At 62.7% G+C, this 23,509-nt stretch carries 33 protein-coding genes, 1 tRNA gene and 1 pseudogene; 19 read left to right on the forward strand and 16 right to left on the reverse strand.

All coding sequences use genetic code 11. The annotated features are described in order from the left end of the window. Positions 1-6: 6 nt before the first annotated feature. Entirely contained in the window at positions 7-3,396 is a 3,390-nt protein-coding gene (locus tag LRS12_RS17185) for a hypothetical protein (protein WP_257845734.1), read from the forward strand. 4 nt (positions 3,397-3,400) lie between these two features. On the opposite strand, the pseudogene LRS12_RS17190 reads toward LRS12_RS17185, so the two are convergent. The 3 genes and pseudogenes from LRS12_RS17190 to LRS12_RS17200 form a co-directional block, all read right to left on the reverse strand. Next, positions 3,401-3,682 (reverse strand): annotated as a pseudogene (locus tag LRS12_RS17190) (DUF6804 family protein); the annotation flags it as partial. 42 nt (positions 3,683-3,724) lie between these two features. Continuing rightward, positions 3,725-3,991 (reverse strand): hypothetical protein, encoded by a 267-nt coding sequence (locus LRS12_RS17195; RefSeq protein ID WP_257845736.1) that lies wholly within the window; start codon positions 3,989-3,991, stop codon positions 3,725-3,727. A gap of 34 nt (positions 3,992-4,025) precedes the next feature. After that, positions 4,026-4,205, reverse strand: a complete 180-nt coding sequence (locus LRS12_RS17200; RefSeq protein WP_257845737.1) for a hypothetical protein — start codon at positions 4,203-4,205, stop codon at positions 4,026-4,028. Between the two features lie 290 nt (positions 4,206-4,495). On the opposite strand from LRS12_RS17200, the gene LRS12_RS17205 reads away from it, so the two are divergent. The 5 genes from LRS12_RS17205 to LRS12_RS17225 all read left to right on the forward strand — a co-directional run bounded on the left by LRS12_RS17205 (position 4,496) and on the right by LRS12_RS17225 (position 7,082). Then, positions 4,496-5,065, forward strand: a complete 570-nt coding sequence (locus tag LRS12_RS17205) for a hypothetical protein (RefSeq protein WP_257845738.1) — start codon at positions 4,496-4,498, stop codon at positions 5,063-5,065. A 64-nt stretch (positions 5,066-5,129) separates the two neighbouring features. Next, entirely contained in the window at positions 5,130-6,062 is a 933-nt protein-coding gene (locus LRS12_RS17210; RefSeq protein WP_257845739.1) for a hypothetical protein, read from the forward strand. Next, positions 6,040-6,204, forward strand: a complete 165-nt coding sequence (locus tag LRS12_RS17215; protein WP_257845740.1) for a hypothetical protein — start codon at positions 6,040-6,042, stop codon at positions 6,202-6,204. The genes LRS12_RS17210 and LRS12_RS17215 overlap by 23 nt, the downstream gene beginning before the upstream one ends. 306 nt (positions 6,205-6,510) lie before the next feature. Further along, positions 6,511-6,900: a thermonuclease family protein gene (locus tag LRS12_RS17220; RefSeq protein WP_257845741.1), complete on the forward strand. Its 390-nt coding sequence runs from the start codon at positions 6,511-6,513 to the stop codon at positions 6,898-6,900. After that, complete coding sequence (locus tag LRS12_RS17225; RefSeq protein ID WP_257845742.1) at positions 6,897-7,082, forward strand: hypothetical protein; 186 nt, start codon at positions 6,897-6,899, stop codon at positions 7,080-7,082. The genes LRS12_RS17220 and LRS12_RS17225 overlap by 4 nt, the downstream gene beginning before the upstream one ends. A gap of 125 nt (positions 7,083-7,207) precedes the next feature. Here the strand turns inward: LRS12_RS17225 and LRS12_RS17230 are convergent, their stop codons facing one another. Continuing rightward, complete coding sequence (locus LRS12_RS17230; RefSeq protein WP_257845743.1) at positions 7,208-7,738, reverse strand: hypothetical protein; 531 nt, start codon at positions 7,736-7,738, stop codon at positions 7,208-7,210. Between the two features lie 534 nt (positions 7,739-8,272). Between LRS12_RS17230 and LRS12_RS17235 the strand changes: the two genes are divergently transcribed. The 3 genes from LRS12_RS17235 to LRS12_RS17245 are packed head-to-tail and all read left to right on the forward strand — an operon-like array spanning position 8,273 to position 10,010. After that, complete coding sequence (locus LRS12_RS17235) at positions 8,273-8,917, forward strand: SOS response-associated peptidase (RefSeq protein WP_257845744.1); 645 nt, start codon at positions 8,273-8,275, stop codon at positions 8,915-8,917. Positions 8,918-8,931: 14 nt separating this feature from the next. Further along, entirely contained in the window at positions 8,932-9,216 is a 285-nt protein-coding gene (locus LRS12_RS17240) for a hypothetical protein (RefSeq protein WP_257845745.1), read from the forward strand. Then, entirely contained in the window at positions 9,213-10,010 is a 798-nt protein-coding gene (locus LRS12_RS17245) for a hypothetical protein (RefSeq protein WP_257845746.1), read from the forward strand. Before LRS12_RS17240 ends, LRS12_RS17245 begins: the two co-directional genes overlap by 4 nt. A 7-nt stretch (positions 10,011-10,017) precedes the next feature. Here LRS12_RS17245 and LRS12_RS17250 read toward each other — a convergent pair whose 3' ends face one another. From LRS12_RS17250 to LRS12_RS17270, 5 genes are all read right to left on the reverse strand, one after another. Next, the gene (locus LRS12_RS17250) at positions 10,018-10,338 is read right to left on the reverse strand and encodes a hypothetical protein (RefSeq protein ID WP_257845747.1); all 321 of its coding nucleotides are present in this window, start codon (positions 10,336-10,338) and stop codon (positions 10,018-10,020) included. 1 nt (position 10,339) lies between these two features. Continuing rightward, on the reverse strand, positions 10,340-10,633 hold the full coding sequence (locus LRS12_RS17255; protein WP_257845748.1) for a hypothetical protein: 294 nt from the start codon (positions 10,631-10,633) through the stop codon (positions 10,340-10,342). Then, on the reverse strand, positions 10,630-10,905 hold the full coding sequence (locus LRS12_RS17260) for a hypothetical protein (protein ID WP_374581464.1): 276 nt from the start codon (positions 10,903-10,905) through the stop codon (positions 10,630-10,632). The genes LRS12_RS17255 and LRS12_RS17260 overlap by 4 nt, the downstream gene beginning before the upstream one ends. Before the next feature lie 158 nt (positions 10,906-11,063). Continuing rightward, positions 11,064-13,610 (reverse strand): hypothetical protein, encoded by a 2,547-nt coding sequence (locus LRS12_RS17265; protein ID WP_257845749.1) that lies wholly within the window; start codon positions 13,608-13,610, stop codon positions 11,064-11,066. Next, positions 13,607-15,067 (reverse strand): hypothetical protein, encoded by a 1,461-nt coding sequence (locus tag LRS12_RS17270; RefSeq protein ID WP_257845750.1) that lies wholly within the window; start codon positions 15,065-15,067, stop codon positions 13,607-13,609. Before LRS12_RS17270 ends, LRS12_RS17265 begins: the two co-directional genes overlap by 4 nt. A gap of 223 nt (positions 15,068-15,290) precedes the next feature. On the opposite strand from LRS12_RS17270, the gene LRS12_RS17275 reads away from it, so the two are divergent. After that, positions 15,291-15,560, forward strand: coding sequence for a hypothetical protein (locus LRS12_RS17275; protein ID WP_257845751.1), 270 nt, complete (start codon positions 15,291-15,293; stop codon positions 15,558-15,560). Here LRS12_RS17275 and LRS12_RS20450 read toward each other — a convergent pair. Next, positions 15,557-15,796, reverse strand: a complete 240-nt coding sequence (locus LRS12_RS20450) for a multiprotein-bridging factor 1 family protein (RefSeq protein WP_374581469.1) — start codon at positions 15,794-15,796, stop codon at positions 15,557-15,559. The two genes, LRS12_RS17275 and LRS12_RS20450, sit on opposite strands and share 4 nt — an antisense overlap. A gap of 283 nt (positions 15,797-16,079) precedes the next feature. Beyond that, positions 16,080-16,421, reverse strand: a complete 342-nt coding sequence (locus tag LRS12_RS17280; protein ID WP_257845752.1) for a hypothetical protein — start codon at positions 16,419-16,421, stop codon at positions 16,080-16,082. On the opposite strand from LRS12_RS17280, the gene LRS12_RS17285 reads away from it, so the two are divergent. The 7 genes from LRS12_RS17285 (at position 16,408) to LRS12_RS17315 (ending at position 19,126) form a co-directional block, all read left to right on the forward strand. After that, positions 16,408-17,007: a hypothetical protein gene (locus LRS12_RS17285; RefSeq protein ID WP_257845753.1), complete on the forward strand. Its 600-nt coding sequence runs from the start codon at positions 16,408-16,410 to the stop codon at positions 17,005-17,007. The genes LRS12_RS17280 and LRS12_RS17285 overlap by 14 nt on opposite strands. 3 nt (positions 17,008-17,010) lie before the next feature. Then, positions 17,011-17,256, forward strand: coding sequence for a hypothetical protein (locus LRS12_RS17290; protein ID WP_257845754.1), 246 nt, complete (start codon positions 17,011-17,013; stop codon positions 17,254-17,256). Next, positions 17,253-17,459, forward strand: coding sequence for a hypothetical protein (locus tag LRS12_RS17295; RefSeq protein WP_257845755.1), 207 nt, complete (start codon positions 17,253-17,255; stop codon positions 17,457-17,459). The genes LRS12_RS17290 and LRS12_RS17295 overlap by 4 nt, the downstream gene beginning before the upstream one ends. Further along, a complete protein-coding gene (locus LRS12_RS17300) occupies positions 17,456-17,755 on the forward strand; it encodes a hypothetical protein (RefSeq protein WP_257845756.1) in 300 nt (99 codons plus the stop codon). The genes LRS12_RS17295 and LRS12_RS17300 overlap by 4 nt, the downstream gene beginning before the upstream one ends. 184 nt (positions 17,756-17,939) lie before the next feature. Next, complete coding sequence (locus LRS12_RS17305) at positions 17,940-18,335, forward strand: hypothetical protein (protein WP_257845757.1); 396 nt, start codon at positions 17,940-17,942, stop codon at positions 18,333-18,335. Continuing rightward, the gene (locus LRS12_RS17310) at positions 18,332-18,853 is read left to right on the forward strand and encodes a hypothetical protein (RefSeq protein WP_257845758.1); all 522 of its coding nucleotides are present in this window, start codon (positions 18,332-18,334) and stop codon (positions 18,851-18,853) included. Before LRS12_RS17305 ends, LRS12_RS17310 begins: the two co-directional genes overlap by 4 nt. A gap of 21 nt (positions 18,854-18,874) precedes the next feature. Beyond that, positions 18,875-19,126, forward strand: coding sequence for a hypothetical protein (locus LRS12_RS17315; protein ID WP_257845759.1), 252 nt, complete (start codon positions 18,875-18,877; stop codon positions 19,124-19,126). A 44-nt stretch (positions 19,127-19,170) separates the two neighbouring features. Here the strand turns inward: LRS12_RS17315 and LRS12_RS17320 are convergent, their stop codons facing one another. Beyond that, positions 19,171-19,512 carry a nucleotidyltransferase family protein gene (locus LRS12_RS17320; RefSeq protein ID WP_257845760.1) on the reverse strand — a complete coding sequence of 114 codons (342 nt, stop codon included), beginning with the start codon at positions 19,510-19,512 and terminating at the stop codon, positions 19,171-19,173. Between the two features lie 201 nt (positions 19,513-19,713). On the opposite strand from LRS12_RS17320, the gene LRS12_RS17325 reads away from it, so the two are divergent. Both LRS12_RS17325 and LRS12_RS17330 read left to right on the forward strand, forming a co-directional pair. Continuing rightward, a complete protein-coding gene (locus LRS12_RS17325; RefSeq protein WP_257845761.1) occupies positions 19,714-20,112 on the forward strand; it encodes a hypothetical protein in 399 nt (132 codons plus the stop codon). Next, positions 20,102-21,172 (forward strand): beta family protein, encoded by a 1,071-nt coding sequence (locus LRS12_RS17330; protein WP_257845762.1) that lies wholly within the window; start codon positions 20,102-20,104, stop codon positions 21,170-21,172. The genes LRS12_RS17325 and LRS12_RS17330 overlap by 11 nt, the downstream gene beginning before the upstream one ends. Here LRS12_RS17330 and LRS12_RS17335 read toward each other — a convergent pair. The 4 genes from LRS12_RS17335 to LRS12_RS17350 form a co-directional block, all read right to left on the reverse strand. Then, on the reverse strand, positions 21,169-21,927 hold the full coding sequence (locus LRS12_RS17335) for a sce7726 family protein (protein WP_257845763.1): 759 nt from the start codon (positions 21,925-21,927) through the stop codon (positions 21,169-21,171). The two genes, LRS12_RS17330 and LRS12_RS17335, sit on opposite strands and share 4 nt — an antisense overlap. A gap of 216 nt (positions 21,928-22,143) precedes the next feature. Continuing rightward, positions 22,144-22,752, reverse strand: a complete 609-nt coding sequence (locus LRS12_RS17340; protein WP_257845764.1) for a helix-turn-helix domain-containing protein — start codon at positions 22,750-22,752, stop codon at positions 22,144-22,146. A gap of 233 nt (positions 22,753-22,985) precedes the next feature. Further along, positions 22,986-23,062 (reverse strand) — tRNA-Ala (locus LRS12_RS17345). A 60-nt stretch (positions 23,063-23,122) separates the two neighbouring features. Then, positions 23,123-23,443 (reverse strand): TIGR02300 family protein, encoded by a 321-nt coding sequence (locus LRS12_RS17350; RefSeq protein WP_257846174.1) that lies wholly within the window; start codon positions 23,441-23,443, stop codon positions 23,123-23,125. Between the last annotated feature and the right edge of the window lie 66 nt (positions 23,444-23,509).

Consider the following 23,509-nt stretch of genomic DNA (forward strand, 5'->3'; position numbering starts at 1 on the left):
GCTCGCATGCTCGTGACCGACGAGGCAATCGCCGCAGCGGCAGAGGATGCGGAGGCGAAGGCCCTGTTCACCACTGCCGATGAAGCCGGGATGACCGACGCGGAGTTCGAGGCATACTCGCGAACGGCTGCCCAGACGCGCACGGATGCATTCGATGCCCTGCTCTACCGCACGATGGAAACCGTGCGTCGCTCGCGGACCAAGGAATGGAAAGAGCAGCGCGCCAACGTCCGCGCCGATGTCGCGACCCGCATATCGCAGCGACCCGAGTTCCGCGCGCTTGCCTTCCTTCGAGCCCGCGACGACACCCGCGTTGCCCTCGACCGCACAGCGCTGGTCGAAGAGTTCGGCGAAGACGCGCTGGCGATGATCCCCAAGGGCGTGCCCCCGACGGTCGCGACGACCGGTGGCGTCCATCCCGACATACTCGCCGAGCAGGTCGGGTTCGCTTCAGGCCGCGAGTTGGTCACCACGTTGATCGGCCTTCAGCAGCGCGAGAACGAGCTGCGCGCCGTTGGCGACAAGCGGTCGGCCTTCAACGAGGCGGTCGATGCTGAAGCAGACAGCATTATGCGCGAGCGCCATGGGGATGCGCTGACCGATGGATCGATTGAGGAAGAGGCTCTCGCCGCGATCCACAATGACACCCGGGCAACCGTCATCGCATCCGAACTCGGCGCGTTGGGCCGCAAGGTCGGACAAGCACCGACGCCGTGGAAGTTAGCTCGAGAATGGGCGGAGCGAACCGTTCGCGAAGGGATGATCGGCGAGCAGGCGACCGGCGCTGCCATCGCCCGCCACCAGCGCGCCGAAGCGAAAGCCGGGCGTGAGGCCGAGAAGGCGATCCTTGCCGGCGATGCCGAGGCGGCGTTTCGCGCCAAGCAGCAGCAGATGCTTAGCAATGCGCTGTTCCGCGCCGCGAAGGACGCGAAGGACAGTGTCGACCGCATCGTGAAGCGTCTCGGCCGGTTGGCCAGCGCCAAGTCGCAGCCATCGATGGATCAGGAATATCTGGACCACATTCACGATCTGCTCGAAGCCTATGACATGCGACCTCGCACGGCACGTGAGCTTGCCGAGCGCGAGTCGTTCAGCGCTTGGGTGGCGGCCAAAGAAGCTGCTGGCGAGGAAGTCCACGTCCCTGCCCGCTTGCGCGATGCCAACACCGTCAACTTCACCAAGCTGACCGTCGATGACCTGATGGCGCTTGACGACACAATCGCGTCGATCGCGCACCTGGGCCGGGTGAAGAAGAAGCTGATCCTTGCGCAGGAAGAGCGTGACTTCGACGAGACGGTCGAGGACTTCTTGGCGACAGCTGAAGCCCTGCCCGAGCGCCAGTTCACCGCCCACCGCAATGAGCGCCGCACGAAGTTGGGACGTGCCAAGGCGTTCGCACGCGATTTCGGTGCGATGATGGTCAAGATGGAGTTCCTGGCCGACGATCTCGACAACGGTGACCCCAATGGCGTGATGAACCGCCTGTTGGTGCAGGGCTCGACCGAAGCCGCCAACCACCAGGCGCAGCTAAGCGAGGACGTGCTCGCCCCCCTCGCCCGCCTTTACAACGATATGCCACCCGAGCAGCAGCGCCGCATGGCGGAGCGCGTGACGGTGCCCGAATTCGTGGAGATCAACCCGGAGACCATGGAGATTTTGCCTGGCATCTATTCCCGGTCGGACCTGCTCGCCGTAGCCCTGAATACGGGGACGGACTCCAACTTCGATAAGATGGTGCGGGGTGAAAGCCTCGCCTTCAGGCAGATGCCGGACCTGCAATGGAGCCGCGAGAAGGTTGAGGCTGTGCTGGCCCGCGAGCTCAACGCCGAAGATTGGCAGTTCGTGCAGGCTGTCTGGCGCCAGATCGGCTCGCTCTGGCCAGAGATCGAGCGGGCAGAGCGCGCTATCACCGGGGTCGTGCCCGAGCGGGTCGAGCCGCGCCGCGTCCAGACGCCGTTCGGCGAGATCGAGGGTGCCTATTACCCCATCGTCTACGACCCCGCTCGCTCCAGCCGGGCTGCCGACAACTACCAAGACGATGCCGCCAAGTTGCTCGGGCAGATGGGCCGGGCGGTTTCCACGCCAAAGGGGCACACGATCGAGCGGACTGAATATGCGGCCCCGCTCATGCTCGCCCTTGAGCCGGTGCTGTTCAATCACGTCAGGCGAGTGACGACCCGCATCGCATACGGTGCCTGGATCCGCGACGTCCTCAAGTTCACGGACGATCGCCGCGTCCGAGCCATGATCGATCGCAAGCTCGGCCCGGAATACCACGCCCAGATTAAGCACTGGCTGCGGGGTCAGGTGAACGAGGCAGCCATGGACACATCGTCGATCCGTGCCCTCGATCAGGTTCTGCGGAAGTTTCGCGTCAATGCCACGCTGGTGGGCCTGGGATTCCGCATGACAACGATGGTGGCGCAGGTCGGCGGATTGCCGAACTCGGCTAATCAGGTCGGAGCGAAGTGGCTCGCCCGCGGCATGGGGGAAGCGGCCTCCGGTGGCGGCGCTGCGCGAGATTTCGTATTCGCCCGCTCGCCGGAATTGGCTCGCCGCGCTCACGACTTCGATCGCGACATCGCCGCCGCTTTCCGTGACATGGAGGGATCTTCCTCGCCGCTCGACCGAGTGCGTGCTTGGGCGTTCTGGGGCATCGGCATGATCGACGTGTATCTGGTCGCCATGCCGACATGGCTCGGCGGTTATCGGCGGGCGATCGAAGAAGGCATGACGGAAGCCGACGCTGCTGCCTTCGCCGATAAGGCCGTGCGGAAGTCGCAGGGTTCGGGGCGGCCCAAGGACTTGGCGGCGATCCAGAACGCCAGCGAAGGCTATCGCGTCCTCACCATGTTCTACAGCTTCTTCAGCGTGCTCTACAATCAGCAGCGCGAGATGATCCGGGACGCCCAGAAGGGCAACTATCAGAAGGCTGCCATGACCGCATGGTGGGTGATGATTGCCGGCCCCCTCCTGTCGTCGCTACTTGTAGGCGACTGGCCCCAAGATGAAGAAAGCTGGGCCGCCTGGGCGATCAGGAAGGTGTTCTTCGGGATGTGGGCTGGCATTCCCGGCGTTCGTGACGTCGCCAGCGTCACCGAGCGGAAGGTGTCGGGTCAGTTCAGCGAATTCGGCACGGCGCCGATCTACCGGTCGTTCGAGGGATTGATGCGGATCGGCGAGGACGCTGTCCGCAAGGCTGAGGGCAAGGAACCGTCGGAGCGTTGGATCCGCTCGGCAGTCGAAACCCCCGGCTATTTCCTTGGTCTGCCGACAGGTCAGGCAGCCGCCACCGCTGATTACCTCTACGCCGTCGCGAATGACGAGCAGCAGCCCGAGAACGCCCAGGATGTTGTCGCGGGGATCGCCAAAGGGCGGCGCGACGACCAGCGCTGACTAATCACCGCTCGCTCGCCTTCGGTTCCCTCGTCAGCGCCCAGCCAGCGAGACCCAGGATGGCAGCGGCGATCACGTTGAGGATGGCCCAGGTTTCCCGCTCGAAATGCACGGGCACCACGGGGTTGAACAGCAGCGCAACGATGCCGATCGCGATGGCCCAGCCGATTCGATCAGCCTGCCATGCGCTGTAGGCGATCCACGCGCCGGCTACCGCTGTGACGAGTCGAAGCAGCTGATAATAGCCGTATGGCATCTCCAGCAGGGCGACCAGCATCATGACCGCAGGAACCGCAAATACGGCGGCTGGGGGTGCGCTGGCTTGGTGCTATTCATCATCGCCCTCGATGCAGGCTTGGCGGTCATCGGCAGTAATGCAAGACGTTTCCCTCAGCGCGTCGTGCGGCCGTGCTAACAGCAATATCAGCAGGGCGAACACCATTAGGCCAGCCATGACGCCCATCACGCGTGAATTTTGGCGTTCGGCTACCCAATGCCCGCTCACGTAAACAGCGCCGAACAATCCGATACCGAGCACGGTCAGCAGAATGCTGGCCCCAAGGGCTCCCATGAAGTCGAATATCGAAGTTACCATCGGCGCGCTCCCCCTGCCCGTTCTCGCGGCGAGATCAGCTGAATATCGGCCGGAGGATCAGCCAATAGATCGGCCAGATCTCCGACAGGAATAGGTTGATCGGGATCGCCCATATCCAGTTCACCCACGTGTAGACGTAGCCGTCGAGGAAGGTGAGCTTGACCATTGTTGCCAATGCGCCAAGCTGCCAGACGCATCCAAGCAGTTCCTTCATTCCGATGTCCCCCCCGGCTGGCTACCGTCTACCTAGATCCGGGGGCTGGCAAGGCCGAAATCACTACCCGATTCCAGTAATGATCACATGCAACGTGGGAAGAATTGAGGGATCACGGCACCGGATCATGTGCCAGATCAAGTTAGATCAACGACCTGGGCCGCAGGGTTATATGGATGATGGAGCCACCGGCTTCGGGACCTTCCGCGTCCGGGGGGCCCCATGTAGAAGCGCACGATGCTCGCATATTTCGATCCGATCAGCATACCATTGCCGCAGACATGGGGCGCATGCATCCCTGGACTGAGACAGTTCACACGCCTGAGGGTCGCTATGTCGACTTCAAGAGCAGGCCAGACGCGATCCGCGCCACCCTTGAAGACCTGAAACATGCGGGAACAGCGGAGATTGAAAGCGCCATTGTGGAGTTCCTGCGCTGGGCCAACTCCTCTGAGGCGCAGTTCGAGACGAATGACTTCGGCCTCCGCCCGTTGAAGGCAAATGAATCAGGGGTCTCGCCTAAGCCGCTCGAGCAGATGTTACGGCTCACGATCTTCTTTCGTGATCTCGTGCAGAACACGTCGGTGCCGAACATCGGTTCTTTTGGCCAGGAACTCGAAGTTGAGTTGAAAGCGATCGACCCGACCTTCCGCGATGCATGTTGGGGTTGGTGCCTATGGCCTCACTTCTTCCTCGATCTCGAACACCTCGGCGAGGAGCAGGCCGAGGGCGCAGTTATTCAGCTCAACCTGTGGGGTTGGGGCGCCGACGCAGACGAGGTAAGCGTCAATCTATGCCGCGCGTTGAGTAACCTGAAGCTCGCCCTTCAAACTGTCTATGCGCGCCGCTGGCCCAGCTGAAACGGCCCGTCTTGTCGCAGGCTTAGCGGTGTTCTAACCATGTTCCATGGGACATGGACGCCGCTTGACGGACGCAGAGCTGGCCTCAGCGGTTCTCGACATTGAGGATCCAATGGCAGTGGAAAGGCTGTCGCGCTCGCGCCCGGATGCTAATTTGCAGCCATCGATCGTTGGGGAGTATCACCGTCCCGTAAGCGAAGATGCGCTGTGGTGCTGTCATTGCCAAGGCCACCGACATTGGAACGGCTTCGTCGTCGAGAACGAAACCGGCAATCGCTACATGATCGGCAGCCATTGTGGCCCCAAACATTATGAACTGAGTTTCGCTGCGGCGCGTCGCCAGCACAATGAACTGAAGCAGCGTCAGGGGCTGTTCCTGCGGCTTGCTGCCATATTGGCGGCCGAGGACGAACTGTTGAAGCGTATCACGTCAGTCCTCCAGTCGGATGGGTTGCGCCGGCTCGACATCACGCGCAGCCAGATGAAGAAGTCAGCGGGGGACATTTTCTTCCGCCTGCAACCTATCGCGCTTGGCGGGGCCGTGCTGACAGAGTCCGTTCGCGTCCGTGATTACGCGGCGGAAGCGCTTCGTCCAGCCAATGGAAAGAACGAAGCGCCGATCTACACCTTCGAAAATCAGCGGATAGGACCGTTGCTGGGTGCCAGCGTCCTCATCGAACACGGCGACTGCCGGGATCACCTGATCGCGTTGCGCCAAGCCGTCGGAGAGGCGCGAAAGCTACACACGAGTGGCACCGACTCGATCAGCACCTCCCAACTTCAGAAGACCGTGCAGCGATGTGAGGAACAGCTCCAGCAGGCGCAGCAGGCGATCGCCATGGCGCGCCGCGCGCCAGGCTTCTTCTCCGACGAAAACGTGACGCGGCTTGAACGATGGTCCGGTCAGTTCGATGGGTTCAAACTCCGGCGGACCGAAGGCGGGATTGAAGTCATTACCGGCGAGGGGGGCGACGGTGTTCATAGCAGCACTTGCTGATGTGGTGCTGCTCGACCTGCCGGCACTTGGCGGGGTCGGCTCCCCGCCCCCGGCCGGCCACCGCAAGGCGATGGACATTGGGGGCGATGCCTACGATGCGGATGGGGCGGTTGCCTTGGGCGGCGAGGTGACACCCTCGTGAACTGAAGCTGCCGCATTTTCGTGGTGAGAGTCGGCACAGCAGGCGCAAGACCGCGCTTTCGGGCGCCTGTCACGTGCGGCGGCTGCCCGACGCTCGTGACGGTTCACTGATAGCCGCCCTCTTCCTCGCGCTTCTCCGCGGCATCTTCCTCCGCCTCGACGAGCTCGGTGTCTTTCTGATCGCCGCGCTCGGTCTCTTCAGGATTGGTGATCATGATTGGTCTCCTTGCCGGATGAACGTCTGGGTCCGGCGATAGATGCGGCCCGTCGTTGACCCCGATTGGCGCGTCGCTAGGACGAAAGGGTGATGATCTCGATCTTGAGCGCCGTTCTGTTAGCGGCGGCCGGCCAAGTGCCCATCGGTCCCTGTCGGGTCGTGGATGGCGATACCCTGCGTTGCGGTGGAGAACGGGTGCGACTGCTTGGCATCGACGCGCCTGAGAAAGGCCGCTGTCAGCCTGGCCGGCGTTGCGCGCGAGGCGATCCGCACGCCAGCGAGGCGAGTCTGGCGCGCGCGGCGCAAGGTCCGCTGACGATCAGGCGGGTTTCTCAGGATCGATACGGTCGAACAATCGGGCTGGTGGCGGGAAGGGCCGGCGACCTGTCGTGCCATCAACTTCGATCGCGACAGGCGATCTACCGCGCTGACTGGGACAATGGCGGGCGGTTGGCTGCATTTTGCAGGGCTGCGCGTTGAACACCGAGGCTGAGCGCCAGACCTTCACAGCAGCGCTATGGGCGAAGCACGGCGATGATCTGCCACGCTATATAGCGACCCGGGTGGGCGAGCAGGTGACAGCCGGCGACCTTGGTGGCGTTGGTTTCTGGCGGGACATTGCCGCGCGAGCGGAAGCCATGATGCGGTCGCCGCTGCAGTAAACGTCGGCACTTTCCTACAGCATCCCCGCCATGCCATGCCTTGAGCATGGACGAGGACTCGCGATTGAAGCGGATCGGGGAAGCGCTCGAATATTGGGTTCTAACCGCCCTCTTGGCTGGCTCGTTCATTGCCGGCGGATGGGCTGGGATCCGCTCTCTGCTGTCTTAGTGTATATCGGCTGCTCTGCCGTTGCTACCGCCGAATGCGGAAGCGGAACATTCCGTCTTATCCAATAGTAATCTTGGGCACCCAGCGCCTTCATCATCAGTCCGCCTATTTCATTCACCTGATCAAGGGTGAATTTCGGGTCGCGCGGCCAAGTCATTTCAGCCGCTTGGGCAGGCATGATCCGCGCAGTGTCGTAGAGCGTCGGGACCAGAGCTATGTCCTCGATGGCGAACCCGTCCACGCGGGTCGAGGTAATGTGCACAAAAACGTGACCTAGGAAGAAGGTGATCGTCTGGATATTGTTCGGAACGTCGCCAAGTGGAGGCGATGGTTGTGGCGGGCCATTGCGTAGCGCACGCCTGATCCTTTCGAGCTTTTTAATCGTCGAGTGTTCATCTTCACTCCTGCGCGCAATCGCCTGACTGTTGCGCAAGAAGCCTGCGGACTTCTCGAACGGCACGGTGTGGGAACCAACGTAGATACGCATATAAGGGGGATGGCCCGAGTCTGCCTGAAGGCTATGCGGTCAGCGCGAGGCGTGACCGCGCTGTCAGGGTCGTTGTGCTCTGCGACCATCGTCTTCAGCGTGACCCATTGCGCGACCGTGTCGAGGGCTGCTCTATCGAGCGTTGTTTCCTCCCCCTTATTAACGCCGTCAGGGCGGGCCTAGCCTCCTCCTCCAGCTGGCTCATCCAGCCGTTGTTACATGATGCGCAAACAACGCGCAGCTTGATGGTGTGAATCGCGCCTTGGGTATCCCTCCGCCCTTTCTCCGAATGTCCATCGAAGGGCGAGTATTTGAACACCAACCTATTATGCCGGTTCTCTGGTGGCGGGGGTGGTAATATCTCATGCATCCACTCTGACCAGAAATGCTCTTTGCTGCCCTTCGGCCTAGGGCAGAAGATGCAAGGCTTGGGCAGCGGTGGACGAGATTTCTTCTTCATACCCATGACATTCTCTGGATGCTTACGACATCTTGCCATTGCGCTTCGAGGAGCGCGGAGATTAGCATTGAGGGATGTGCAACCTCTATACCGTGCGCAAGTCTGCCGCTGAAGTCGCCGCGCACTTCGGCGTCGCTAACCCGGTTCAGTCCAACGCCGGCGAGGAAGTTTATCCCGGCACACCGGGCATGGTGGTGCGCGAGGCTGACGGCAAGCGCGTCATGCAGTCGATGACGTGGGGCTTTCCCCTCCGCCTGAAGACGATGAGCCCGACCGCGAAGCCGAAGCCGGTGAATAACATCGCGGACCTGCGGAAGGGCATGTGGATCGGCCTTGCTCGCAAGCCGGAGTGGCGTTGCTTGATCCCGGTGACTGGGTTCGCGGAAGCGGAAGGCGCGAAGGGATCGAAGACCCGCACATGGTTCAGCGTAAAGGACGCGCCGATCTTCGCCTGGGCCGGACTGTGGCGTGACAGCGCCGAGTGGGGGGCGGTGTATTCAGGTGTGATGACCGACTGCAACGAGGCGATCCGTCCCGTTCATGATCGCATGCCCGTATTGCTGCACGCGGACGAATACGACCATTGGCTGCACGGCAGCTTCGACGACATCATTGGCTTTCAGGAGCGATGCTTCCCGGATCACCTGATCGAAATGGAGCGCACCAGCGAGCCATGGGTGAAGCGAAAGCCAGCACCCGACCCGGCGACGTTGTTCTGAAAGGGAAATTAGAGATGCCGATCAAAGGATTGGATCAGGCGATCCGGAAGATGAAGGAATTGGAGCGGGCGGTGGCGGCGCTCGACGGGGACATCACGAGTGTCAGCTTCGACCCGAATGACCCGCAGAGCATCGAGTTGGCAATCCAGCAGATGGAGACTGCGATCGACGAGCGAGTTGGAAGTTACTCGAAGAACGACATGGTCGAGGGCGTCGTGGTCGAGTTGAAGGAGCGCTATCGCCAAGCGATCCTTGATCGGGCCGCAGCTGGGCGGGCCGCTGAGGAGAGCGGCTCGTGACCATCAAGACCGCGCTGCGCGAGGTAAACAATGCTGTGCTGGATCTGCAGACAGCGGACTATAACACTTTCGAGCGCCCCCTTGAGCGCATGGCGAAGGCGCTGAATGCCGACGAGTTGAAGCCAATAATCGAAGATCTGAAGTCCAAAGCAGACTTCGATCAATTTCTTGACAACGCGAGCGACGGGGGCGGCATGATGGGCAGCGCGCGCCTCAACTGGCCGACTGCGCGTGAGGAAGAACTTGGAATAGCAATTCACTTGATCGAGCGTGCAGCCCAAAGCCCGAATTGGTTCCTTAGCTTGGCACATCGCTATTACTATAGCGGGCGGAAGATAGTGGGAGACATCAGGAAGATCACTGCTTCTGTGATCGTGCCGTTCAATCGAGACCTGGCATCCTATGTCGAGGACCTTAAGCCCGTGCAGACGGGACACGCGTCGGCCTCCTCCGTAACCTACAACATCGGCTCCATGCACAATTCACCTCTGCAACACATCGCAGCCGGGGGCATAGGCATTCAGACTTCGAATTATTCGGCAAACGATCTGCAAGCGATTGTCGAGCTTTATAAGCGACACGTTGGCGATCTTGACCTCGATCCCACTCAACGTCGTAAAGCCGACGCGCAGGTAGCCACGATAGAGGCGCAGCTCCTCGACGAGCCGGATCCTTCAATCGTTGCGGCCGCTGGCAAGTCCCTGAAGACCATCATTGAGGGCGCGATCGGCGGGTCGCTGGGCACCGCGATAGCGTCGGCTCCAGTTTGGGCCCCAGTGCTGGCAATGTTTTAGCGGTTGCTCAGGCGCGAAACCGGCTGACTGCCCGCTTCCATTCCCGCTCGTCCGGCCAAGGCAGCGACACCGTGGCCTTTGCCTCGCCTCTCAGCAAGCTCATTGTTCCGCCCGCCTTGCACGCGCTGCACCGTAGCTTCCGGTTCACCTCGCCCAACCGCATGTCCCAATGCTTGCGCTCGAACAGCCACCATAGCTGGTGAGGATCGAACACGGCGACGCGGCGGCATTGAGGGCGGCGGCAGATCACCTGTATAGCGATATGCCACGCGGCGCACTCGAACAGGTTGGTCGGCTGTCGCGTCCCGTCCGAATTGAAGCGCGCCACGTCAGTCGAGCAGCGCCGGCGGATCCGGCATGGTTGAGATGACGACCTCGACGTCCACATTCCACACGGCAGCGAAGGCAATCAGCTCATCTCGGGTGGGAGCCGCGCCCGCGCAGATGTCGTGCACCCGCTCCCAATCGACCTTGCTGGCGCGGGCCAGCCGATCGAGCGGTGTGCATGCTTGCATGATCCACGCCTGGAGCCAGTCGGTCCCGGTGGCAATCATATGCCGGATCGCCTCGACCGCGTAAGGGGGCCAGGTCTTCTGCAGCTTCCGCTCGCCCTTGCGCCTCATGCCGCCTCGCCGAACAGTTCGAGCTGGCCGGCACTGGCGAATACCGATCGAGACTGCATCGCCCCGTCCACCGCTTGGCGATAGTGGATCGTCCCCAGCCGCTCGGCCTCGTCGAAACCAACTGGCGCCCACTCGTCGCAGGGATAGCAGGCGTCGTATATCGCGCGCGCAGCCCGCGCGCAGCTGCAGATCGTGCTGCATGCTGATGCTCCATCGATGTCCGAATCACCGCCGCAGCGGCTTATCCGCTGGGTAGAACGATTCGGGAACATCCGGCAAGATGCCGACTTGCGTCGTTGCGCCGCCAAGGTGCGCAATTGCGCAGGGTAGACGCGCAATTGCGCAGCTCAACCGCGCCTATGGGCAGCGCAGAGGACAGTTAACCATGGCGGATGAGAGATTGATGATCCGAGTATGTTGATGCGGGAAATCAGTCGCGGCGGCCGGTAGCGATCACATCGGCATGTAGCGCCGCCAGAGCGAACCTGGCCGCCTTCACCGCTAAAATCGGATGGTCGAGTCCCTGCGGTTGCAGCCGGACGACCAGCGAACCCCGCCATCTACCCCGCCCCGCCAACTGCGGCATGGCGCTTCTATCTTCGAGGAAGCGGTGAATGTGATCCGACGTCGCGCCGCGACCGCGACCACTGGTCAGCAACAACCGCACCTCACCGACATCTAAGCCCATCACACCGAGCAGCCGCACGAACGCCTCGGCATCGCGCAGACGCCGAAGCCGAATATCAGAGCGGCCGGCGCGGAACCGTTCGACGACCAACGCGAGTGCTTCCCGCTCCGCACGGACGGGGCGTCGGGAAAGGTGCAATAGCCGATCGACGAAGCGCGCATACTCTATCCCAGGTGGCAGCGCGGGCAATGTCCCCTGCCCAGCCATGTCCAGCCGCCGCCACGGCACCCGATACCCGTCTGCCCCTTTCCGCCGCTTGACCGCTTCATGGGTAGTGCCGCGGCTGCCAGATCCTCGCGTTGCCACCCGTCTGGACGGGGCTTCGATCTCCAGCATGTGCGCAGCCAGCTTGCGCGACAGGTCGCGTGTCAGCCGCTTCACCCCAGCCCCGAGCAGCTGGCTGTCAGCGATCATTGAACCGGCGTCTGGCGTGCCGCCCAGCATGGCTGTTGGGCAAGGCCGGACGGCGATCGGCCGCACACCAGCCGATGTCGATCTGGTGGGCACTGCCGCGCGGGAGTTCGCCTTGCGGGCCGCGTCGGGTCCGACGTCGAGCAAGTGATGGAGCCAGCCCCTGTCGGCCATGCCCATCGCTGAAGGCCGAGAGCAGTGCAGGGCCAAGCTCAGATCGAGCAAATGACAATAGTGACGCAGGGTCGTGCGCGGTCCGGTATGCCCCATCAATTGGCTGACCGCGTGCAATGCCCCTGCCCCCAGCCGCTGATCGCCCAGCAGCCTGTCGGCAACGCGCTGAAAGCGTTCTGGGGACACCACGGGGCCAAGCCGATCCGGCACCGCCGGCCGGGCGACATCCTGCGGCAACAGAAGTGTGGCAAGAAGGAACGATGCGAAGCTGTGCCGCAGGTGATTGTGGCCGACCCGCCCGCTACCAGCCGCCACAGCGATCACCCGGTCCAGTTGCCGCGCGATCGGATGCCGGTCTGGCGGCGAGATGGCCAGGTCGTGGCCGAATAGCCATGCTTCGCCATCAACGAAGCTGGCAGCTTGTCGAGCCGAAGCGCGGTCCCGCAGGCTTTCTAGCTCGAATGGCTCCAGCAGCACGTCGAGGGGCAAGATGCGGCGGCTGGTCTTGGTCTTCAGGGCGCGCTCGTCGTTCGCCTCGACGATCAGTTCGACGCGATCACCGTGGATGCAGACATCGCCCGCGCGCAGCGCGACCGCTTCGTCTAGCCGGAGCCCGGCACGAAACATCAGCGTCAGCAAGTCCGCCGCGTCGGCATCGCCCATCCGTATTAGCGCCGCCCTCGCCCGGTCGTAAGCGTCGGGCAGAACTAGATCGGCGTGAAAAACCTGATCGATGCCGATTTCGTCCAGCCCGACTTCTACCGGATCGCTCCGGTGGATGTTCGCGAAGCTCAGGAAGGATCGCATCGCCTTCACTGCCTCGACCTGAGGGCGGCCCTCCCTTGCCAATAGCGCCGCAAGAACATGGTCCGCGACCAGCCGCGCGTCAGTCGTCAGCGGGCAATCGTCCCAGCCGTCGAACACCTCGGCGAGGGTGCGCAGATAGCCCGCGGCGGTCGAGGGCGAATAGCCTTTTGACGCGCGACCGCTCTCATGTCGCAGCGCGGATGCCACCCACTGCCGCAGGGCTGTCCGGATGGGGCTCGGCGAAGCGCCCAGCGCCTCGACTTGGCCAGCCGCCATTGCCTTTCGATAGACCGCAGCGCGCCGCCCCCGCAGATATGTGGGCGCACGAGCAGCCTTGCGCAGCAAGGTAAGCTCGTCGCGAATCCAAGCCGCAGCCGGGGCTCGCTCGACTTCCGCTACCGCGCTGGCCATCGGCTCGTCGGGCGTCGAGGGGCCATAGACGACCCGCTCCCACGTTGAACGACGCACCGACGTCGCCGGGACATCGCCGCTGGCATAGGCCAGCAGCAGGCCGGGCAGTCTGAATTCCCATGCCCTGCGGCTGGTCAATGCCACCTGTTCTATTCGCTCGCCGCGCGTCGCCAGGAACAGCGCAAGGCAGCTTTCCGCATCCGCCGCCTCGGGCAACAACAGCCCCTCGCGATGCCACCGAGCTATCAGCACCGCAGTAATCGGGTCCGCGAACCATCGCCCTGCCCCGCGGTTGCCCGCGTGTGTCAATTCCACCGAAATGAGGGGGCCAACGACCGCAATGTCCCGCTGCACGCCAACTGCCCAAGACGGCCAGTCCCGCTGATCCAGCAGACCCCCGAAACGGATAGCTGACCAGATCATCTCGCCCATGCGCCAATCGCAGGACGTGCCGGCATCGACTTCGATCGCGGCCATCATGTTCATCGTCGGCACTCCGCCCACGGGCTTCGGACGGTCCAGCCTATCGTCGAGAGCGCCGGGTCGATCACCTGGGCCAGATCAGCACGATAAGCAGCCGGGTCCAGGGCGCTGTGGGCGTCCCAGGGGCCGTCACCGCTCGGGCCATGACCGAACAGGGCGTGGAGGGATTCGGTGCTGCACCGTCCCACTAGCCGCGCGCGCAGCCAGTGCCGTCCGGCATTTTTAGGCAATCCCTGACCGCTAAAAGCGCGTCGGAAGGCTTGCGCGACGGTGAGCGACACGACGCGGCCGGACATCATGCTGAACAGCGGCAGCCCCGATCGCTCGCGCAGTGCCGTAATCGCCTGCGCGGCGATGGGCGACACTCGACCGTGGAGTTGATCCAGATGTTCATCGTATCGGCGAAGCTGGGTCATCGCAGTGTCGCACACCCACACCAGCCGACGAGTCGGCGCGCCGGATACTGCCTTGTCGTGGATCCAGACCAGCCGTGTGCCCGCGTCGACATCACGGGCGCTGGGGACGGTGCCGCTGTTGCCACGGTGAGCCAGCGCGAAGCCGAGCAGCGCCACCGTATAGGCGAGCATAGCCTCGTGACTTTCGGCCGCGTCCAGCGCCGGATCCCCTAAACCGCTGGCCAAGCGAGCAATGAGGGATCGGACTGTCTCGTCGGAAGGCGTGAGACGATCCCCCAGGTGCGCGCCAACCAACTGCGCCGGCACCTCGCGATGCGACAGCTGATCGATGGGTGCAATCGCAGCGCGGTATCTGTCGACGAGATGTTCGTGGCGGACGGCGCCATAGAAGATCGCGGTTTGACCTTGACCAAGCACGCGACCGCCCGCGATCGAAGCGGTCACCACGTCACCGCCAGCCGCCCCCAACATTTCCGCTGGGAGCCACCGCGCGAGAGCTTCAGGTGTGGTGGTGGCGCGTCGTGCTCGCTGTGCGCTCAACGGGTGACGCGCGGCCAGTATGGCCGTGACGTTGGCTAGCAGGGCATCTCCGAATGTGAACAGCGGAATTGGCGCCCCCGACACGTTCACGCGACCGGCCGATTGCCTCCTCCGCATCGCCACGCAGCGCCCAGCTAATTCGGCGATTGCCTTGGTGGCGGGCAGATACAGCCCCGGCGACGTTGGGCACATCAGGTCGCTCGCATTGCGCTGACCGGGCGGCGCTGCGGCCAGCAGCCACCATCCCCACCGGCCATCGATCGACACCAGTCCTGGCACGCCAGCCGCTAACCGCTCGCTCTTGCGCGCCATCCGCATAGACAGCGCCAGCAAGTGGGCCGGGTGTCGGCCCGTCGCCAGGGTCGCCCAGGCCAGCAGGCATCCTTCCAAGGTTCGCAGATCGGCATCTGGCGCGGCGGCCTTCGCCAACGCTTCCTTCAGCAATGCGACGTCCACGGCGGTCAGATGGCGCCAGCCGAGGGGCAGCGATTGAGCGTCACGCACGCGGGCGTTTCTGAAGCCTGACGTGATCCGCCGGCCTTCTGTGACTCTACGCTGTGCCTCCGTCCCGGCCATGAGCCACTGCTACCGCGCCATGCTTGCCGGACAGTTTACGACGATGGTCGCACTCCAGGCCTATCGACAAGGCCATTCAGAAGAACGCGCCCTACGGGCGCTAGTGATCTGGGCAGTGGTGGTTGGATCAACCACTGAGAGGAAAAATGACATGAGCAACACCCTTGCATGGCGTGCGAAGCAGCGGACCGCTTGGCCGAACTCGCGCCAGAAGCGTAACGGCCTGTTTCTCGACGCTCACCCGATCTGCCAAGGCTGCGGCATCCGACCATCGAAAGAAGCTCACCACGACCTGCCGCACGGGCATCCTGATCGCACCAAGTGGCGATACATGCGGGCGCTCTGCATCCCCTGCCACAGCGCGATCCACTTCCCTGCAGCACGCTATATCAAGACGAAGCTGCCGGGCAGTAACCGCTAGGACCGAAGGCGCACTCCGACACCGCCGGCTTCTACCGGCGTGTCGGCAGCCAAGAATTCGACGCCGGCTCGCTCGAGCGCTGATTGGATAGCAACGAGATTATTCCCGATCGGGACAGACCGACCTGCCTCGAAATTGCGCACGGTCGATTGTCCCACACCGGCGGCGTCAGCAAGCTCTTGTTGGCTCATTTCGACCAGTGCGCGAGCGGCGCGACAGACGGGCGCAGTGATCATTGGAAAGTCATGCCACGCCAACGGTTTTGGTGCAACCTAACGATAAGCGTTGACTCAACGGAAATCGTCACTCATAACGCTTTTCGTTATCCTAATGAGATAACGGCCCGACGAGGTGGTGGAACACCGCGTCGAGCCTGATCGCAACCCTTGGACTAGAAGGGACACGACTATGAAACCTACTACCCGACGCGCCGCGTTCGGCGCAATCGGCAGCATTGCGGCTGCCGGACTTATCGCTGCCCATGCAGCGCAAGCAACGGCCAGCCCCCAGATCGAGCGGCTATGGTCTGCTACCAAGGCCGAGCTGCTGAAGATCGAAGCCCTCGACATTGACGATGAGGCCGCTTCTATCCGGCATTGGAACGCTGTGAGCGCTCTGGAACAGGCGGTCGCCGACCATGCCGACAAGAGCATCCGCGCATCGGAAATCAAGCTGTGGATCGCCCTCAACCATTCGAGCGGCTGGGGCCACTGTCAGACTCGCGCAACCGAGTTCATGATCGCGCGCGAGGACGCCAGCGTCCTGCGCAGCATCCTGCCTGACCTCGACTTCGACGCGAAGTGCATCGCCTATGCGATACTCGCGCTGCGCGGGGGAGGGCTGAGCGATGGCCAAGATCATCAATCGCATCGCGTGGACTTCGCCGCACCTGACCGGCTGGCGGCTGACCATCGAGGCCGCGTCCATCAAGGAAGCGGAAACCGAGGCCGCAACCATCGGCACGGTGGCGGACATCATGGCGGTCGGGACCGAGTTCCTCGCCCTTGTGGTCAACGAACCTGTTTCGCCCCTCATGGCGCTGCACCAGCGGTGGGAGCAGACCCAGGCCGAATATAGCGCCATCGAAGATGCCGAGCGTGCTTTGCCGAAAGGCGATACCGAGCGCTTCGCGCTTGAGCGAGCTATGAAGGCCAGTTGTCGAGAGGCAAATGCCGTCGCCAACGCCACCCTCTTTCAAGTGCCGATGACTTGGGCCGAGGCGATGGTCCTACAGTATCATGCGCTCAACGCGTATGACCTGCTCTCATCCAACGAGGGCGGCAAGGAACTGGAATGGGATACGGTTGAGACGGCGCTAGAAGCTGTGTTCGACTTCATGGCGTGTGAGCTACCCGACGACCACGGGACGATCGGCACGGCCTTCCAGGAAGGCGCAAACCGCGTCTTTCAGCGTCGCCGCTTGCGCACTGGCGTGGTGGAGGACTGAGCAATGCAGACCACCACGAACGACGGGGTGGCTTCAGCCGTCCTCACCTTCGACCCCGCTCAATGGCTGTCGGATTTCGCAACGCTTGGGGGTGGCTATGTCCATACCGGCGAGCGCATCGCCTTCCTGACCGCCGGCGTGTTCGCCCAGGACCTGACCTTCATGATGGCGCAATTGGTCGGACGGCCCGAGCGCATGAATGCCGTGAAGGCTGAGATCGCGGCGCGAGCCGGGGAGGTGTTCGCATGACGATCACCAGCACGATGCCCGCGCATCAGATCGCCAGCGTCCTGGCTCGCTATTGCAATGATCACGACATCCCGCTCAGCCGCTTCGGTCGGCAAGCGGTCGGCGATCCCCGGCTGATCCACGACGTGCAGGGCGGGCGTACACTTCGGCCAGCAACAGTCGCCCGCATCAACCGGGCGCTAGCGCGGGAGGGCAGGGCATGAACGCGTCCCTGCATATCCGCTACGGCAAGCCGGAAGCGCTGCCCATCGACATGCTGCTATCCGCCATCCCGAGCCTGCCCCGCGTGGCGCTCGATCGACTGGTGGAACGCGCGATCGAGCAGATGGACGAGCAGGACGGCGACCCTGACTTCGAACCCGATGGTGACGAGCTGGATACCGGCAACGCAGAGGACGAGCATTGGACCGGCAGGCCTCGGGGCATGGGCGGGCCGGGCTGTCCGATCAGCGACCCGGGGGAGGACGAACACGACAAGGAGGACGACCGTCTCAGTTAACTCAGGACATTGGGAGCCGACACCCCCTCGGCTTCTGACCTCGCAACCCGTCGCTCACCAACCCCGAGCGACGGGTTATCAGCGTGTCCACCGCTTCAAGGATAGCCTGGCGCTGTCCCAGCGGTTCGGGGACGAATGGTGGCTGCCAATATATCGGCGGGCATTTCCCACGCTGGTCAGTGCGGTGGCCGTAGATCAGGATGGTTGGGCGCAGCGCGGCGGTATCGACCGACTGCTGACCCTGGCCTGCGGTCGCACCTTCACTGTGGACGAGAAGATCCGCACCGAAGATTGGCCCGACGTGCTGCTAGAGCGCTGGTCCGACGAAACCCGCAAACTGCCCGGCTGGGTGCAGAAGCCCTTGGCTGCCGACTTCATCGCCTATGCTCATGCGCCGGCCGCGACATGCGTCCTGCTACCGGTGCCGGCACTTCAGCGGGCTTGGCGTCAGCATGGCCGTCAATGGGCAGGGCTTTACGGTCAGCGGCGGGCGAACAACAGCGGCTATACCACTGTCAACGTGCCGGTGCCGCGCGGGGTGTTGATGCAAGCCATCGTCGAAGCGATGTTCGTGTCATGACCGACTTCTCACCGATGACGCTGGCGCAGGGCCGGGAGCATGTAAGATTCGCCAACAGCTACAACCGCCTCGGCATGGTGATCGAGATTGCGTGGCGGATGGAGGATGGCGACTGGATGACGCTGCTGGGCGAAGAGTGGACAACCTGCGATAACATCGGCCTGTTGAGCGATGATCTGCTAGACACGCCATTCGGAGATACGCGGGACGAGCCAGGGTTATGGCGCAACGAGATGATGACCGCAGAGGAACGGGCTGCCTTCGAAGCTCTGCCGGATCAGCTCACCGTCTATCGCGGCTGCTATCGGAACAACAAGTGGGGCCTCAGCTGGAGCTTGGAGCGTGACCAAGCTGAACGCTTCCCCTTCCTCCACCGCTACCAGCAGGATGATCAGGCGCTGCTGGTCCGAGCGACCATCGCAAAGTCTGACATGGTGGCGCTGAAGGGTGATCGCAGGGAAGCCGAGGTTATCTGCTGGCGCCCTAAACACATCAGCACGTCGAAGCTGCGGCGATGACGCAACCAGTGGGAGACGGGCATGGTCGATAACACGGTCACCCAGCAGCAGTTCGCTGAAATGAAGAAGCGATTCAGCGGCAAGATGGAACCTGACGAGGCGATGCAGGTGCTTCGCGCGGCTGCCGACGACAAGGAGCTGCCGCCGATCGTTCGCCTGCACCTAGCGTCGGCCATGCTTGACCTGCGCGGTGGGCGTTCGGTGCAAAGCACGATGGCGCGGTTCAGGCGTGCCGTAGGTCTCGATCCGGAGAAGAAGCTGGCAGGCAGCTGAACCCGGCTGCGGCTCTGATGCTTTAAGGGTAGGTCGTTCGCCTTCTATCCACGCTCGAACACCATCACGCCCTCACGCCGGACAGCTGGCCATACTCGCTGGTCCTCGAGCGACATTGGGTTCAAGTCGATGTTCAGCGGCGTGATGCCGCGTAGCTGATGACGCCAGTCGTCGGCATTGAAGATCCAGTCGGCCAGCGCTTCGCCCTGCTTGTCTGGATCGTCGCTGTCCCAGCCCACAAGCTCGACGGCCAGGTCGATGTCGCTGTCGATTCTGTGCGTGCCTCGCGCCCGCGAGCCGAAGAGCCACATCCGCTCGACCTGCGGCGTGTTTGCCGCCCAACGCACCAAGCAGTCCGCGACGATTGTGGGGACACCCCTGATCATGCGCCTATCATCATGACGAGGCTGCCTTGAAGCAAGCGCTGCCCCCCGCGAGGTGGCGAAACCAGCTGCTGAGCTCCCACCCTGCGGGTGGTCGCTTCAGCAGAATGATGAGAGTCGCCCCAATCTGGTCGCACTCGCTCTTCCTATCCTGTCGAAAGTTTGCAGGATGTAGCAGGGTGATTCGAGGGGGCAGTGTCGGGCGTGCGCGCACCGGACCTATCAGAGACAACTTGGCTGGGCGCGACCCTGGCGGTGGGCGGGTTCATCTTCGGCGTGGTGGGTGTCGTCGCCTTGCTGTGGACAGAGCCGTTGATACTCGCCGGCGTTGCGATCGGCACCTCAACGACCATCAGCGTCGTCCTTGGCGCGATCATTGGTTCGCAGCGAAAGAACCTAGCGGCTCAACGGACCCGAATCGTCGAGCTCGAAACCGAGCTGAAGGACACGCGCGGGCAGGCCGCTGAGTGGAGTGCGACGTCCAATAACATCTCTCTTGCCGTCCGATCGGTGCTCGATCTGATGGGAACCGCCCCGACCACAGCGCCCCCGCGAGTTCCGCGGCGCAAAGACGAACCTGAGGAGCCGGCTGGTGACGCCTGAAAATCTGGACGCGATCAAGTATCTTCCGGCCATCCGGTCCCGGCAAGCGGAGCTGAAGGGGTTTCGTCAGCTTCGCACGGATACCAAGTCGGCGCTCATCCCGCTCGTCTCGTTGGGCAAGTTGGGCAGGATCGACCAGCCCGACCGAGTGTTGGCGACAATCGCCGAAACCGTGGGCGGTCCGTTCTTCCTCGATCTAAATAGTTTCCCGGGGCAATCATGTGCGGGCTTTGAGGGTCTGTGCAATCCGGACGATGCCTATGCGACTTGGCGCGGGCTTGCATCGCAATCCCCCCAAGCGGTGCCTGTCGCTCTCTTGCGCGATGGCACGCCTGAACGACCCTTCATCCAGCAGGTTCGGAAGCTCGAGCGGGACTATGGTGTCGTGGTTGTCCGATCTCGACACCCGGCCCAGGACTTGCCGTCATTGCAGGCAGCCATGAGCGCCGTTGACGACGTGAACAACATGCTGGTGGTGCTGGACTTCGGTTATGTGCGGGGATCGCTTGAGCCTCGCGAGAACGAATGCCTCAGGGTTATCACAGCTTTGCGCACGATCGATGCCGCCGCACGCATCGCCATAATGTCGTCCAGCTATCCAAAGGCGGTGTCCGCTTACGGTGATACTCGGGGCAGCCTCGAGATCATCGAACGCGACTTCCATTGGCATATCGGCGGCAACAACGTCGCCATTTATGGAGACCACGGCTCAATCTACCCCGTGCCCTTCGAGCCGATGATCAGTCGGTTCGTTCCCCGCATCGATTACTGCTTAGATCTTCGCTGGCACTACGAGCGTCGGCGTGATGACGACGGGGGATACGTCGCGTGCGCAAAAGCAATTGTGGCCTTGCCCGATTGGGACATTCCCTTTGCCAGCCAATCTTGGGGCGCCAAGATGATCCGCGATACGGCATCTACCGGCGAGGTGCCTCCCGGCTTTGGATCACCCGCGAACTGGATTGCTGCGCGCGTGAATATGCATTTAGAGCGTCAGCACACCTTGTCCCTCCGCGACCCTGATCTTGACGAGGAAGATGGGGATGGAGACGACTTCTAGCGCTTGATGCGCCGAAGAACCGGACCGGCTGGAGCGATGACGATCGCGGGATGATGGAGCGGCACCGCAACTGGCGGTAGTGGCATGCATATGCTGGGCTGTTCCAAGGCAACGCCGGGCAAGCGGCTATCACGCCGACGGAGGCTTGTCAGCGCCGACAGGGTGCCTGTAGTTGAACGAGCGTCGCAGAAGCTGGCGTGTCGGGCGCGGTGCCGACGCTTAATCGCGTCTCGCGCCGCATTCGCCAGATCCGATGCTGGCAGATAAGAAGCGAGCCGTTCAAGTTCGCTGCGTGGAAACGCCGCGATGCCAGCAGAGCCGTTGCAGGCGAGCAGCCGGCGTAATTCGCTCGCCGTCATCATCCGGATTGCTGCCGACTTCGAGAGAGTATTGATCTTCGGTCGCGCTCTCTCGCGCAACGAACCATCCGCCATCTCGACCCACAGGCCGACACCTTCCGGGATCAAGTTACGGGCAGCGTCCTCGAACTTCGCAGCCACGACGACCACAAATTTTTCGAAGCTGCGCGAGAACACCTCGATCTGGCCAGGCAAGCGCGCAAGGCTGTCTAGTTCGGACTTGATCTCGAAAGCCCATAGCTTGCCATTCGCCAACACCACGTCGGCTCGGCGCGCCCAGTTCTCCACGACCATTTCGCTAACGAGCACTGAGTCCTGATCGACATGCGCACTGGAAAACAGGCGGTCGATGACCGCTGCTTTCAAGCGAGCTTCTGGCCGTGCCTCCGTTTGCATCCTGCCGCGCCCTATCGCATCCCACTGTAACGATCGAGTGGCCGATACATTCTAAACTCACCAACTCAAGAGGCAACAGTAAGGCAGGGACATCGCCAGCATCGATGCTCGCCGCGCGTTCATCGATACGTCACAGCCTGTTCCAGCTTAGTTCACGCTGTTTGAGCGCCACGCCAGCACGCTCCCGCCGTCGCTCGGTGCGCGACCTCTGACCCGCTAGGATTGCGTCAGCAGCGCGCGAACGCTCGCGGCTGAAACCAGTCGGCGGCCGCCAACCTTCTTGGACTCCAGCGTGCCTGTGTCCATCAGCTTATAGACCGTGCCCCTGCTGATACCGAGAGCCGCTGACGCCTCATCGACCGACATAGCGACGGCGTCGTCAGGCAATATGCGCCGGGGTCGTTCCTCGACCGCGACAGCCTGCACCACCTCCGCAACGGGCTCGGCGGGATGGACTTGGACTACCGGCTTCGCCGTTCGCTCAGCTGGCAAAGATGCTGGTTTCGAACGGCCATGCTCGACCGCCGCCGCTTTGACCGATTTCTCGTCGAACCGAATGCCCAGCACGCTGATCGCGCCGGACGGATCAGTATCGCCGCCCAAGCGGACTGAGCCCGTCGAATAGATGCTGGCGACCTTGTCTTCGGCGACAATGCGCTTCCAGACGGCACGATCGATCCGCCCGTCGCGCACCTCGCTCGTCGGGCGCCCGACGCCACTAACCTCGACTAGGCGCGCATAGCCCTTCACCCGCCCGGCTTCCGCCAGGTCGGCTAGCAGCTGCGCACAATCAAGGCCGGTGTCGGCGTCCTCTAGCAGCTGCACAGCAGCGCGAGGTGAGATGGGTTGGAAGGCGCTCACGTGATCTCCGGACATTGTGCCGGGTCACGATTGGCGCGGATCGGTGAATATTCGGCTACCGGCGTCGGCAGTGGATTTGCCCAAGAATGTTCACTGGCGTCCAACACGAACGAAGGAGCGACGTGGGAACTTCTGTGGGATCGCTCCCGACCCCTCGCCATTTAGTCGAGTAAACTCAAGACTTTGGCGAGGGGGATTGGTGGAGCCGAGGGGGATCGAACCCCTGACCTCTGCAATGCCATTGCAGCGCTCTCCCCAGCTGAGCTACGGCCCCATCCGTTCCGGGAAGGCGATGCCCTTTAGCAGCCATCGCGCGGTGTGCAACCGCTTTTTCTCAGGTTTCTTCGTCGCTGTCGCCGGTATCGACGCCCAGGTCGTCGTCGCCACCCAGATCGACGTCATCGTCGGGCGAACCCTCGGCGTCCTCGTCGATGTCCAGATCCTCGTCACCAAGGTCTGTATCGTCCTTCTTCACCTTTTCGATGTCGGCCTTGGCCGCCTCAAACGGCAGCGGCTGCTTCGACTTCAGAATCGGCTCCGGTTCCCACGCATAGCCGCAGCTGATGCAGGTGACCGGCTCATCCTTGGTCAGATCGTAGAAGCGCGTCGCGCATTTCGGGCAGCTCCGCTTCGTGCCCCATTCCGGCTTCACCATGTGGCGTTCCATGCCTTTTCGTTCGAATTTACAGGGATGACGGGAAACTTGTCCCCGTGAAGTGGC

The organism is Sphingomonas sp. J344 (assembly GCF_024700005.1).
In the GTDB taxonomy this organism is placed as follows: Bacteria; Pseudomonadota; Alphaproteobacteria; order Sphingomonadales; family Sphingomonadaceae; genus Sphingomonas.